At 41.5% G+C, this 12,490-nt stretch carries 16 protein-coding genes; 3 read left to right on the forward strand and 13 right to left on the reverse strand.

The window, feature by feature from the left end:
• Positions 1–171 precede the first annotated feature (171 nt).
• The 10 genes from L950_RS34935 to L950_RS04075 form a co-directional block, all read right to left on the reverse strand.
• Positions 172–573, reverse strand: coding sequence for a metallophosphoesterase (locus tag L950_RS34935; protein ID WP_262506986.1), 402 nt, complete (start codon positions 571–573; stop codon positions 172–174).
• The gene (locus L950_RS34940) at positions 516–1,025 is read right to left on the reverse strand and encodes a metallophosphoesterase (RefSeq protein ID WP_052764295.1); all 510 of its coding nucleotides are present in this window, start codon (positions 1,023–1,025) and stop codon (positions 516–518) included. The genes L950_RS34935 and L950_RS34940 overlap by 58 nt, the downstream gene beginning before the upstream one ends.
• Positions 1,026–1,037: 12 nt before the next feature.
• Positions 1,038–1,553: a RagB/SusD family nutrient uptake outer membrane protein gene (locus L950_RS04050; RefSeq protein WP_031289497.1), complete on the reverse strand. Its 516-nt coding sequence runs from the start codon at positions 1,551–1,553 to the stop codon at positions 1,038–1,040.
• Positions 1,554–1,725: 172 nt separating this feature from the next.
• A complete protein-coding gene (locus L950_RS25770) occupies positions 1,726–2,274 on the reverse strand; it encodes a RagB/SusD family nutrient uptake outer membrane protein (protein ID WP_084825363.1) in 549 nt (182 codons plus the stop codon).
• Complete coding sequence (locus L950_RS25775) at positions 2,271–2,684, reverse strand: hypothetical protein (RefSeq protein WP_021192071.1); 414 nt, start codon at positions 2,682–2,684, stop codon at positions 2,271–2,273. The genes L950_RS25770 and L950_RS25775 overlap by 4 nt, the downstream gene beginning before the upstream one ends.
• 15 nt (positions 2,685–2,699) lie before the next feature.
• Positions 2,700–5,594: a SusC/RagA family TonB-linked outer membrane protein gene (locus tag L950_RS04060; RefSeq protein ID WP_084825364.1), complete on the reverse strand. Its 2,895-nt coding sequence runs from the start codon at positions 5,592–5,594 to the stop codon at positions 2,700–2,702.
• Positions 5,570–5,725, reverse strand: a complete 156-nt coding sequence (locus L950_RS28390) for a hypothetical protein (protein WP_021192073.1) — start codon at positions 5,723–5,725, stop codon at positions 5,570–5,572. Before L950_RS28390 ends, L950_RS04060 begins: the two co-directional genes overlap by 25 nt.
• Positions 5,726–5,754: 29 nt before the next feature.
• Entirely contained in the window at positions 5,755–6,501 is a 747-nt protein-coding gene (locus L950_RS04065; RefSeq protein WP_021192074.1) for a FecR family protein, read from the reverse strand.
• Positions 6,453–6,851 carry a hypothetical protein gene (locus L950_RS04070; protein WP_021192075.1) on the reverse strand — a complete coding sequence of 133 codons (399 nt, stop codon included), beginning with the start codon at positions 6,849–6,851 and terminating at the stop codon, positions 6,453–6,455. Before L950_RS04070 ends, L950_RS04065 begins: the two co-directional genes overlap by 49 nt.
• Before the next feature lie 163 nt (positions 6,852–7,014).
• Positions 7,015–7,539 (reverse strand): sigma-70 family RNA polymerase sigma factor, encoded by a 525-nt coding sequence (locus L950_RS04075; RefSeq protein ID WP_021192076.1) that lies wholly within the window; start codon positions 7,537–7,539, stop codon positions 7,015–7,017.
• A 341-nt stretch (positions 7,540–7,880) separates the two neighbouring features.
• On the opposite strand from L950_RS04075, the gene L950_RS25780 reads away from it, so the two are divergent.
• The 3 genes from L950_RS25780 (at position 7,881) to L950_RS25790 (ending at position 9,701) form a co-directional block, all read left to right on the forward strand.
• Positions 7,881–8,255 carry a hypothetical protein gene (locus tag L950_RS25780; RefSeq protein WP_021192077.1) on the forward strand — a complete coding sequence of 125 codons (375 nt, stop codon included), beginning with the start codon at positions 7,881–7,883 and terminating at the stop codon, positions 8,253–8,255.
• Between the two features lie 146 nt (positions 8,256–8,401).
• A complete protein-coding gene (locus L950_RS28395; protein WP_021192078.1) occupies positions 8,402–8,782 on the forward strand; it encodes a hypothetical protein in 381 nt (126 codons plus the stop codon).
• Between the two features lie 31 nt (positions 8,783–8,813).
• On the forward strand, positions 8,814–9,701 hold the full coding sequence (locus L950_RS25790) for an AraC family transcriptional regulator (protein WP_021192079.1): 888 nt from the start codon (positions 8,814–8,816) through the stop codon (positions 9,699–9,701).
• A 146-nt stretch (positions 9,702–9,847) separates the two neighbouring features.
• Here the strand turns inward: L950_RS25790 and L950_RS04095 are convergent, their stop codons facing one another.
• From L950_RS04095 to L950_RS04105, 3 genes are all read right to left on the reverse strand, one after another.
• Complete coding sequence (locus L950_RS04095) at positions 9,848–10,339, reverse strand: c-type cytochrome (RefSeq protein WP_231576846.1); 492 nt, start codon at positions 10,337–10,339, stop codon at positions 9,848–9,850.
• 57 nt (positions 10,340–10,396) lie between these two features.
• Entirely contained in the window at positions 10,397–11,362 is a 966-nt protein-coding gene (locus L950_RS04100; protein WP_316930527.1) for a transporter, read from the reverse strand.
• A 62-nt stretch (positions 11,363–11,424) separates the two neighbouring features.
• Entirely contained in the window at positions 11,425–12,489 is a 1,065-nt protein-coding gene (locus L950_RS04105; protein WP_021192082.1) for a cytochrome-c peroxidase, read from the reverse strand.
• Position 12,490 lies beyond the last annotated feature (1 nt).

The following is a 12,490-nucleotide window of genomic DNA, read 5'->3' on the forward strand; positions in this document are numbered from 1 at the left end:
GGAGTTTTATTTGATATACCTATGGGGTTAAGGGTATAATGGTACTGTAGATCATCTTTCCTTCGTGATCGATGCACTGCGCCTGTAATTGTTGTTGATTTAGAGCGAAGTACATGAACCCATAAGTTGAAGCTTCAAACTGGCTATAACTTAAACCTTTTTTGACAGGGGTTACTTCAGATCCGCTTCCGGAGATGACTGATGAAAACAATTGTCCTGTACTTTTAAGTGTTGCATGGAATGTTCATGTCCAGACAAATACAACGGAATACGATGTTTTTCTAACAGGGGTTTCAAGACCTTTCTCACGGCTAATGTGTCATAATTTTCTGTGCGGGGGCCTGCTGTATAGAGCGGATGATGACCAACGACGATCTTCCATTTTGCTTTAGAAGATTGAAGTAGATGGTCTAACCACTGCAGTTGTTTTTCTGGTTGCTGCCCCGCGACATGTGGCCCATATTCGCTATTCTGATAGAATTCTGGTATCAAGGGATTTGTATCTATAAAAGCGATCAGAACTTCATCGTTATCCTTAATTTTAAATGTTTTGCTGTAATAGCGTGCTGGCATCTTCCATCGACGGCTGATATTGCTGTAGCGTACTTGGCATCGGGATCGGATTTGTAATCATGGTTGCCCAATATGGGATACCAGTCCCACTGTAAGGCGAAATCGGTGTAAATATTTTCAAATGAATAATGCCATAAGGGGTCGTGTTCGCTGACAACTCCTGATGGGTAAAAATTATCACCTGTTGAGATAATAAAATCATTTGGATGTTCGGATGCCCATTTCCCCATCTGCTGTGCCACCTGGACTTGATGATCGGCACCATTACGCCCCCAGTCACCGATCGCTAAAAAATGCAGCTCGTACTCGTCCTTTAGTGAAGATCGGCTGTTGATATCTTCACTTTCTATTCTTCGATTTGCGCCAGTGGCTAAAGTCGCTAAAGGTCCGACAGAAAGCCCCGTAGCCACAGCTGTTCCTAATGTACTTTTTACAAATTCTCTTCTTTTCATACTCAACTGTGCTTAATATCCGCTATTCTGTTTCCATTTTGTGTTGACTTCCATGATCGGTCTGGGGATCGGAAATATCCGGCGAAAGCGTTCGGATAATCCTGCGCTGTATAAGGATTTGAATCCCCAGTCTTCTTCAAATTTTCCATAACGGATCAGGTCATTTCTTCGCCATGATTCATCTGAAAATTCTCGTGCGCGTTCGTCCAATATCGCTGCTAACGTTGGTTGGGCTGTTAAAGCAGGTGCGTTGACATAAGCACGTATCTGATTCATCAGCGACATCGGTGTTTCGCCATTTGTAGGTGCCGCTCCTCGGAGGATGGCTTCGGCTTTCATTAACAAAATGTCGGCATAACGGAAGATGGGTACATCATTGCTTTGGTTTCTATTGTTTGCCGCTGTCACGTTTACATCCATGTAAAATTTAACCGATCGGTAACCCATTGATCGGCCTTTTTGATCATTTCCTGCATTGAGGGTCGGACCTCCATCGGGACGAAGTTTGATTTCTTTTGTTGTTTCCATATGCCAGTCAAACGTTACGTTTGCATCGCTGCCTGTGTAGTCCTGGTCGATGCCTTTTTAGAGGTTTTGATTAATAACGGACGATTTAAATCTGGTGCATAGTCCGACCAATAGTACTGTAGTCCACCCATGTAAGCCGCATTTCTGTCGTCACCTTGGAGGTTGAATTTGGCTAAGAAGTAGGTAATACCCGAAATGTGCCGCCTACACTTTGTGGCAGTTTGGCAAATTGATTTTGTCCGCTGCGGTGTATCCAAAAACGTGCATATGTCATGCCTTGCTGTTTTTCGCGGTCGAAAGGCATGGCAAAGATGAAATCTTTGACCTGAGGACCATTGTCGGGGCGGAATTTTTCCATGAACTTGTGGCTGCTCAGGTTAAATTGACCTGAAGTAATAATATCATCACACATTGCAACGACTTGTGCTAGTTTTTCATTGGGCATATTGGGGGTGTAGGAAGCTACATCGGTAGCGGTATAAACCGACCAATTGAGGTATAGTTTAGCGAGTAGCGCATCGGCCATATAACGCGTTGCTTTGCCATATGTGGCGGGAGAAACTTCTTTGGGTAAACGATCTCTGACGGCTAGTAATTCGCTGGAGATGAAGTTGGCGATTTCGGCTCTTGAGGAGCGATCCGGAATCTGGTCAATCTTTCCTGTGATCAGTGGTGCTCCTCCAAAATTATCCATCAGGATAAAGTAAAAATAAGCTCTCATGCGCGCATAGGCGCAGCCTTATCGCTTTCATTATCTCCAAAAATAGCCAATACATTATTGGATAGATTGATGCCTGACATGGCGGCATTCCAAACATCTGGAAGAATGGCGTTGTCGGGAGTCCAGTTGTGAACATGAAGTTCGCGGAATCTACCGCCGTCATAGTAATCTGTGCCTAATGCAAGACTGACTGCTTCGTCTGATGATAAAGTTTGTGTCATCCAATGGTTGTAGCCCAGTGCACTTCGGTATGCGGCATAAACGTCAGCTGAAATGGCCTCAGCCGCTTTATCCGTGGTTGGAAATTCAGTGTACTGTGATTTGATATCCACATCAAGATCGGTGCAAGCAACTAATGTTGCCGCAAATGTAGTTAAGGTAAATAGGCGGATATATTGTTTTGATTTCATGATTTATTTTGCTGATTATAGGTTGAAGTTTAGACCGAATAAAATGGTACGGGTACGTGGATAAGTCTGCCTGTTGTCAACACCAGGTGTAAGGCCACCAAGATCTACCTCGGGGTCTACTCCCTTGTAATTCGTGAGCACAAAGACATTGTTCATCGAAGCGTATAGCTTTACATTTTTCAACTGACCACCGATATTGCGGATGTTGTAAGAAAGGCCCAAATTGGCTAAACGCAGATAATTCCCACTTTCCAAGTAACGGTCTGATAAATAATGTGCGTTGATATCTGTTGCTTTCTCCGTGTCGATTACACTGGCCAATAGATTTTTCTGTCCGGCATTGCCTACGACATTGGAGTGTCGGGCGCGGGTCGCATTCATGACCTTATGTCCAAATACACCCTGGAACATACCGGTTAAAGCGAAGTTTTTGTAGGTTACGGTATTGTTCCAGCCTAAAGTCAGTTTTGGCTGTGCGCTTCCCGTTACGGTGCGGTCTTTATTGGTCGGGGTAATGGTGGTTTCACCTGTACGTTCCTTCGTTTGCGCATCGCGTACATAAAAAGTCGAGATACCGGCATCATTATAACCTGCCCATTCCCAGGTATAAAACTGACCAATAGGCGCACCTTCTTGTAGGCGTTGCTGAAAAGCATTACTTTGACCGGCGCCACCCAAGTCTGCTAAATCCACGTAGTCGGTTGAAAATTCCTGATTCGTAATTCGGGTGACCACATTTTTATTGTGCGAGGCCACAATCCCTGTGTTCCAGCTGAAATGTGTCGTTTTTACGGGGACAGCATTTAGGGTCAGTTCAATTCCTTTGTTGTTGATCTCACCGACATTGGCTGTTAGTGAGCGGTACAGATATTTGGTTGTGGACACGGCATAGTCGTAGATAAGATCGGTGGTATTTTTATCGTAATATTCCAAGGTTCCGCTTAATCTATTTTTCAGGAATGCGAAGTCGATACCCAGATTAAGCATCCCTGTGCGTTCCCAGCGTAGATTGGGATTTGAATTACGAAGTGCAGCAAGTGTACGGAGATCGTTTCCGAAAGCATCGGTGTAGAAACTCGAGGTGGCACCATAGACCTGTCTAGCGGTAAACACATCGAAACCTAATGAATTGCCACTGACGCCATATCCGGCACGCAGTTTTAGATCATCAAAGAAATTCATATCGCGAATAAATGGTTCTTCCGATAGTCTCCATGCTCCTGAAATAGAAGGGAAGGTGGCCCATCGGTTGTTTGCACCAAATGCCGAAGATCCATCACGCCTTACTGTCGCCTGAAAAAGGTATTTATTGTTGTAAGCATAATTTACACGTCCGTAAACAGAGATCATGCGCAATGTTGAAAGGTAATAATTGCCAAATCCCAAAATATCGACAACATTGGCCATGCCGGGATTATAATAACTTAAACCATCATCGTAATAGTCTGAAGTTGTCAGTTGAAACCCATCGTCATTATTGTTTTCTTCCCACGAATAACCGGCAAGAGCTGAAAACTTATGGACATTTCCAAATGTTCGATCGAAGCTTAGATTCATTTCCATGATCTTTCTTTCGTCTTCTACTGCTGCGCGTATCGATTTTCCATTTTGATTACGTGCTGCCATGGATAAACTCGAGTAGTACTGTGCGTTGTTATACTGGCGGTTTTGCAGGGACAGGTCTATGTTGTAGGTTAGGCTCGGTAATATTTTATAACCAAGTTTGGCATGTCCCTGTATCATTTTGGTTTTGGTATAATTGGTATTCTCTTCTATTAATGATAGCGGATTCACATATTGCGAACGGTCTGTTTTTTCAAACCAAGCGCCAGATTCTGTCCGGACAGGGGATACTGGCAAGTAGTAATACATCGCGTCGTATACACTTAAACCATCGCCAAGGGCAAGGACATCATTTTGTTTGGTAATACTGGTATTGATATTAAAAGAAGCTGTAAGCCGTTTATCCAGCGCGCTTGTTTGTACAAATCCACGTGCGATCTGACGGCCCAGGTCTGTTCCTTTGATAATACCGTTGTTTTTAAACGTATTGAGACTGGCACTGTATTGTGTTGTTTCGGTTCCACCGATCAAAGAGACATTGTGATTATTGGAAATACCCGTTCGTTCTACCTCTCGTTGCCAATCGGTATCTGCTCCTAGGTCATCGGTCGGTTCCATCGCGAATTTGTTAGCCGCAATATAATTTCGGTACTGTTCACCGTTCATCATTTCATAGCGTTTTGCGATCTTGTCTATCGCTAAATAACCGTTGTAGCTAATGCTTGCCTGTCCTGCTTTACCGCGTTTGGTTGTAACGATAATGACCCCGTTTGCGGCTTTTGAACCGTATATCGCTGTTGCTGATGCATCGCGTAACACATCGATCGATTGGATATCGTCTGGTGCTACTAGTGCGAGTGATGCTCCGGGTACGCCATCGATCACATAGTAGGGTTCCATCGCTTCGCCACTTCTCAAAGTAGAAGCACCTCTTAGACTGACGGATGGGGTTGCATTGGGATTACTGTTGTTGGTTGATATGGTCAGGCCCGGGACCTTTCCCTGAAGCATCTGAGCAGGGGAGGTCATAACACCGACATTCATGTCTTCAGCTTTGACTGTTGTGATGGAGCTGGTGAGGTCTTTTCGAGCGATACGTCCATATCCGATAACGACTTCATCGAGTGTTGTGGACATGGGAATAAGTTTGACGCTTAAGGCTAATGGCCTGCCGGGTTGCACACTGTAGCCCGAGAGTGTATCTGACTGATAACCTACCGAAGAAAATATAAACTGATAAGGACCTCCTTCTGGCAGGTTGTGAAAAGAGAAAAGTCCTTTTTCGGAAGAGCTCGTCGTGAATGTTTTCCCCGATTCCCGATTTAGGCTTTGACGCTGACGCCAGATAAAAACTTTCCATTTTCATCTTGTGTTGCTCCTTTTACTTGATCCTGTTGCGCCTGTGCGTAGGATAGCCCCGTCGCAAATAGTGCAAAGAATAACACGCTTTTTCTGAATTGGTTCTGTTTGTTAAACATGATTTTAAATAGTGATTGATTTTATGGATTTATAGTTGATCGTTGCTGTATTCATTTTGACGATAGATGGTGTAAGAACCATCCGTTTCTTGTACATAACGCAGGTTATTAATAAGACAGATGACTGCAAGTACGTCTTGTAACTGTTCAAGTTGCGGGTTTATACTGCCAGTGTATTGGATTTTGGAAATGTCCTGTTTGCCTATTTTTATAGGCGTGTTATAAGTCGTGCTGAGGGCAGCAAAAACCTCCGACAAAGGTATATTGTTTAGTTCAAGCAAGCCGTTGGGCTTGTTCTGACTCGGGGACTTGCTCGTACTTGCTTCTTTTTTTACAGTACCGCTGTGATGCGCTACGAGATGCATGTTTGCATCAAAAGACAGGGACTCACCTGCATTTTTTAGGAAAATATTTTTAAATGTAGGAATGGCCATTATAGATGCAACAACAATCTTTCCGGTGTGTAATTGCACAGCTATATATTTTGAGCTGCTGCGCGAATCAATGGTAAAGGATGTACCTAAGGCAGTCGTTTTTGTTGCACTGGCGTATACGCTAAATGGGCGGGAACCATCTTTGTATACCGAGAAATAAGCTTTTCCTTTTAAATAGATCTCCCGGCTGTGATCTGTGAAGTACTGCGGGTAACGTATGGTACTCTGCGCAAATAGTTTGACCGTAGATCGGTCGGGCAGGGTATACGTTTGGATTGAGTTTTGGTTATTGGTTACTGAAACCCAGCTCGTATCTTTTTGAGATCTGTTTTTTCCTGCCACTCAACTAAAGTTGGACTGTTGTTATCAAAAGCTGGTTTTATCCATAGCCACATGCCCAACGATACGAGTAGCAATGCTGCAGCCGCCGCGTAATAGCTAAATCGCTTGAGGTAAATGTTGTTATTCTTCTTTTCCTGTTTTTGTTTACTTTCCGTGCTAATTTCGTCATGTATATGATGCGCCATTTTAGTCGATGGGATAAACTGGTCAGCATCTCCCAGATGTGATTCCCATTCTTGATCGGGAAATATATCATCAATTATGGATGGATCTTTCCATAGTTGCTTCCGTATGTATTGCTTGTGAAGACGATTTTGCTGCTTGCCTGTTTTGTTTTTTCTGAACCTCATAATAGCATTACGTGGTTCAAGGGGATATCCCTAGCGAGTTAACAATTATTTAATTTAGGAATTAGCAGGGGGAAGAGCTTTTTGATAGCTATGTGTCTTGTTGTCAGCGTGATGCGTTGTAAGGGGGCGAATTTATTTTTTAATCGATCGCTGGGACATTATTTTATAGCATAATCGAATAAAGATGCTGCTTGAGTTGCATCAAGGCTTTACCAATATGGTGTTCGACCGTTTTTGGAGAAATGGAGTAGAGTTGTGCGATTTCTTTATGTGTTAACCCTTGTTTCCGACTCAGTTCAAATACCAGGCGGCGCATTTTAGGCATATTTTCGATATCCTGCTCCATGATCTTCAAGAGATCTTTACTTTCAATCGCAGTAATTAAGCTGTCCGTGAATGGGGTATTTGCCGATTCGCCTTCATATTTAAAACGGTTGGACTCTTTTCGGAGCAGATCGATCATGACTTGTCTGGCCATTCCAAAAATTTGGAAATGAATTTCTAGATGCTCATTTAATTGCTTACGTTGCTTCCATAGTTTGATGAACGTGAGTTGGGTTACTTCTTCAGAAATGTATTCAGAACGCGTTTTCAGTATAATAAAGCTATAAATCTGCTGGTGATATTGTTCATAGATCTGATTAAAAACTTTATGGTTATCTTCTTTTATCGCTTTAATATGTTCCATACTTGAACAAAGTTAAAATGTCCGAGCTGATTAATGATTAAGCGAATATTATGATTATGTAAACAATCTATCCATTTAATCTTGAGCTATAAGAGTAATCCGTGGTTTTGTGAAATGTCTTGTTGTATACCATAATGGAAGTGAGGTTTTTTTTGCTGATCAACTGTATGTTTCAAAATATGTTTATCGCTATTTGCGTATTCTTCTAATTAGATATGAAAAGCGGCTTCATCCTAATATGATATTACGGCAGGTACATGCCTATTATTGGGATGAGCGAAGTTATTATTTAGCTCTAAAACTTTTTTAAGTTCCTTATTAATGTATTATCTTTGAACTTTATGAAAAGAGTACTTTTATATTTCTTATCTACGCTCATGCTTATTCAGGCATGCTGGGGTATAATGATTATAAGTGCTTTTTATATCAATCGTGATTATATAGCGCAATATCTTTGTGAAAATAGAGATGCTCCTCAATTGCATTGTCAGGGTACCTGTGTCTTGATGAAGAAAATGAAAAAAGCACGTGAGGATGAAAGGAAAAATACGGAAAATAAAATAAAGGAATCGCATGTATTTGTTGTAGCACCGGTTGCTGTGCTCGCTTTCCCTTCGTATCAAAGCAATGCTGTTGTAAAAGCAAATTTTGATATGCGAAAATCACACTATACTTTTGATCGTGTTCATCGTATTTTGCGTCCACCTAGTTGTTAATACCCTCATCGAGTCTTTCTGACTAATAATCTCGCTATCTCTGTTTGAAATAAACCGATAGCTAGGCCCCCTTATTTATTTTGCATTTCTCGTGTTTGATAGTCAATATTCATGACTGCAGCATGCTATTATTTATACCGTTTTTAATGCGCGTTAAATTATCGATACTCCTTGTCTTAGCCATTTTCATACAAGCGACTAGCTGTACCTGGATCTGTGTTGGTTTTGAGCTCAATCGCGAATATATTACAACAGCATTGTGTATAAACAGATTTACTCCTGCAGTGACCTGTAGTGGATTCTGTTATATCGATAAGCAGGTGGAAAAGGAAAGGGAACAACAAGATCCTGCTCCTAAAGCGAAGCAGATCGATCTGAGTGTTTATCTTCCGCTGACCTGTTTTTTAGTGAAGTCTGACGATGATTTTACTGATTTGCGATGCTCCGACGTGTTTTTTCGACGCTATCTCATTTTGGAGGGAACGGATAGCCTTATTTTCAAGCCACCCATTTTGTTTTTTGTTTAGTCGGTTATCTCACTTTACAATTACATTATTTATGGTTATTAAAACAGAAAATATCAATACATTCACATTAAACACTATTGATCCCGATCATATTGGGTTAGTTGTCTTCGATCTTAAAGACGACTACAGCTGTTTACAGCATTTGCATTTGACAAATCGAAGATCATTTTATACGGTCATCTATTTGATATCTGGAACTATGCAGCTCTCTATCGACGGTTATTTGAGTAAACTGGAATGTCAGCAGGTTATCTCTTTCGGTCCTGGTACAGAACTGCAGTTTCCAATTGAAAAAGAGCAAAAAGAAGGTTGGATCGTTCTATTTGAAAAACCTTTTGTCACAGCACGTTACAATGATCATGTCCTGCATCATTTTAACTTTTTAAAGAAGCAAAAGGTGGAGCCGCAGCATGTTCCATTTTCGGAAGGGCTGGGCTTGTCTATGATTTTGGAAACGATGCAACGAGAATATGCGTATAAGCATCCGGATGCGAAGGATATATTGCGTTCATATCTCCATATATTTTTAGGAACACTGGGTAGAAGTATCTTTCCTGAAGCTATTGTCGGTGTTAAAAACGAAAAGGAAGAGAAGGTTCTGTCTTTTGAGCGCCTTATTAGCGAGCAATATGCGAAGGAGCGTCTACCTTCTTTTTATGCTGATCGGTTATTTATTACGACCAATTATCTCAATCGCTTATGTCAGGAAAGACGCGGTAAATCTGCGGGTCAATTAATCCGTCAATATGTGTTGCTGGAAGCAGAAAACCTACTGATTCATTCCGGCAAGAATATTTCGGAGATATCTTTTGAGCTGGGATTTGAAAATGTATCTTATTTTATCACATTTTTCAAAAAGAAATTTGGCATTAGTCCAGATGGATTTAGAAAAAAGAATAGTAAGATGTCAAGATCGTAAGATCCTATTTGATCGCTTACAATTCCTCAATACACGCTGAAGTTGTATTGAGGAATATTTTGCGCTATCGTGATAAAGGTTGCTGCTTCCTTTATTGATGCTATTGTTTACAGTTCATTTTTCCTTGATAGAGGAGCTGTAAATGACTATTTGGAATCTTCCTGTCTGAGGTATTCCAGAATTGCTATTGCTTCTTGGGTTTGTAGTCCTAACGCTGTCATTGTTCCGACGTAAGATTTACTGAGTAATTGCGCATCAGGGTCCTCCGCTAACATCTTATCGGGATTCAAGATCATGTTCATCATCCATTCTGGCGTTCTTTTTTTGGTGACGCCATAAAGTGCTGGACCTATTTTATCTTCCTTGATTTCATGACACATGGTGCACTTAACAATAAATAATTTATTGCCTTCATCGGCTAATTTTTGATCGAATGGTTTGTGCTCAAAACTTGTGATGCTCCCAATACCTTTGTTTCCTTGTTTTAGAAAGTCTGTTATCGGTGTTACAGTTGTTTTTTCTTCCGTTTCAGATTCTCCAATTTTAGTCTTGGAGTCGTTGGTGTTGTTGTTCTGACAGGCGATCATACCCAATGTGCAGCAGGATAGGAGCATGAAAAGTGTACTGATAAATTTCATAAGTTATTGGTTTTAGTGATTGCTACATTTTTTTTAGTAATATTTTCATATTTTGTGTTAAAAGCTAAAGGACAAATGAGTTAAAAACCGATTGCCAGCTTCAACACGCCCTCCTGCAAGATTTTGATTTAAGGGAGATTGATAATTTCCACCAAATGATATTTTCCCCATATTGACTTCTACACCCACTATACCGGTCGTGGAATTTCCTCCAGATTGTGCGACATCATATTTGCCGAATACGACATCCTGTGGCTGCGTTTCATAAGTGATGCCGGCGTTTGGCGCTATGCGTACTTTATTCTTCACATTAAATTTATAGTACGCGAGTGCATTGGCTGTAAATTTATTAGCATACCTGTAATCGTATTTGTTTTCCGTATTCAGTTTATAGGTTGTATTGACATTCACGCCCAGATCCATGAGCCTTACATCATAGGCGAGATTGAACATAAAATCTGTACTGGCGGTTCCTAGTTGGAAATTGTTGGGCGAGTCCTGTGCTGCATTACTGCGTTCACCGGCATCATACCTTCCAGTAGGGGCTTTGACACCAGCACCTAGCCATAGGGAGTGGACGAGCATTTTATTGGATGCGGTGCCTTTTGCCTCTTCAAATATTTTGTAATAGCCCATCGCTACGACATCACCCATTCCATTTTTTTTCCCTTGTTCTCCACTGCCCTTTATGTTGCGCGTATTGAAGTTATAGGGCAAAATTGCCATGACTCGCCAACGCTGACCAATATTCCATGCTCCCCACATTTCCATGCTTTGATAAGTTTCATCGGCGGTAATTGGAGTCCGGTTGCCGGTAGGACCTAAGTGCGAAAGCAGTGATTTATGCTGATATCTTAGTCCTATAAACCGCTTGTTGAAATCGGGGAGGATACCGATGTAATAACTGCCTACACCACATCCACAGATGTCACAGGCTTTTGATAAGGGGATCATTAGGCCACATGCCATGACGGTTAATAAGGTGTAAATTATTGCTTTAGTTTTTCGATTATCGTTATTCATTTGTGTCTTATTTTATGATATTATTCATTAAAATGTATGGTTTAAAGGACGAAGGGACTTTCCTAATTCACAACAAATCCTGATTTTATTTCTGGTTCTGCCAGTAGTTTATTGGTGAGAAAATCACGGTCATCCAATGTTTTTAGAAAAGCGATAAGATTATCCTTTTGCTCTTCTGTCATTTTTATGCCCAGTGAGCCGTCAGCCTGTCTAAAAATAGGATCGAGGGTCGGAGAGTCGACCATGCCTGTACGATAATGTTCAATGACCCTGTTTAAGGTCAGGAAACGCCCATCGTGCATATAAGGGGCGGTATAGGAAATGTTGCGAAGGCTAGGCACTTTGAATTTATATCGGTCAGCGGCATTTAACGTGACGGAATCACGACCCGTGTCATTTACTCTATTGGGTGCAAGCCCATTATTACGGTAGCTTCTGTCGGTGAATAAAGGTTCGCTGTGGCATGAGGAACAATTTTTCTGATAGAACAGATAGCCTTTTTCTTCCTGTTCGGTAAAGGCATAACCTGCTTCTTTGCGCATCACATGATCGTATTTACTGTTACTGCTTACAGCCATGAGCATGTATTGCGATAGGGCTTTGAAAAAACGTGCATCTGTTATTTCATCTGTTCCAAATGCTTTTTTAAACAGTGTTGGGTAGTCGGGATGTGCTCTTAATTTTTTGAGCACGTTGGGCACTGTTTCATCCATTTCAACAGGGTTTGTGATCGCGTTTACTGCTGCAAGATCTAAATCAAACACGCCTCCGTCCCAAAAGAATTCTTTTTGCCAGGCCATGTTCATAATAGGCATGGGATTGCGTATGCCTAGCCGATCGTCAATACCATGGCTCACATCGTGACCATGATGGGTGAATGCTGCAGATTGGATGTGGCAACTGCCACAGGCGATGGTATTATTACGGGATAAGCGCGGTTCGAAAAAGAGGCGTTTACCTAGTTCAAATCCATCTTTTGTGATCGCGTTTCTAGTAAAATTATAAACTGGCTCCGGAAAATTATTTGGTTTTACAAAGCCTGTGAAGAGTTCCGGTAGGGCATCTTCACCTTTCTTGCATGCCCATACGAGGACTACAATTCCAATTAGTACGAATATTTTTTTCATC

The sequence above is a fragment of the Sphingobacterium sp. IITKGP-BTPF85 genome, from assembly GCF_001006065.1.
Lineage (GTDB): Bacteria > Bacteroidota > Bacteroidia > Sphingobacteriales > Sphingobacteriaceae > Sphingobacterium > Sphingobacterium anhuiense.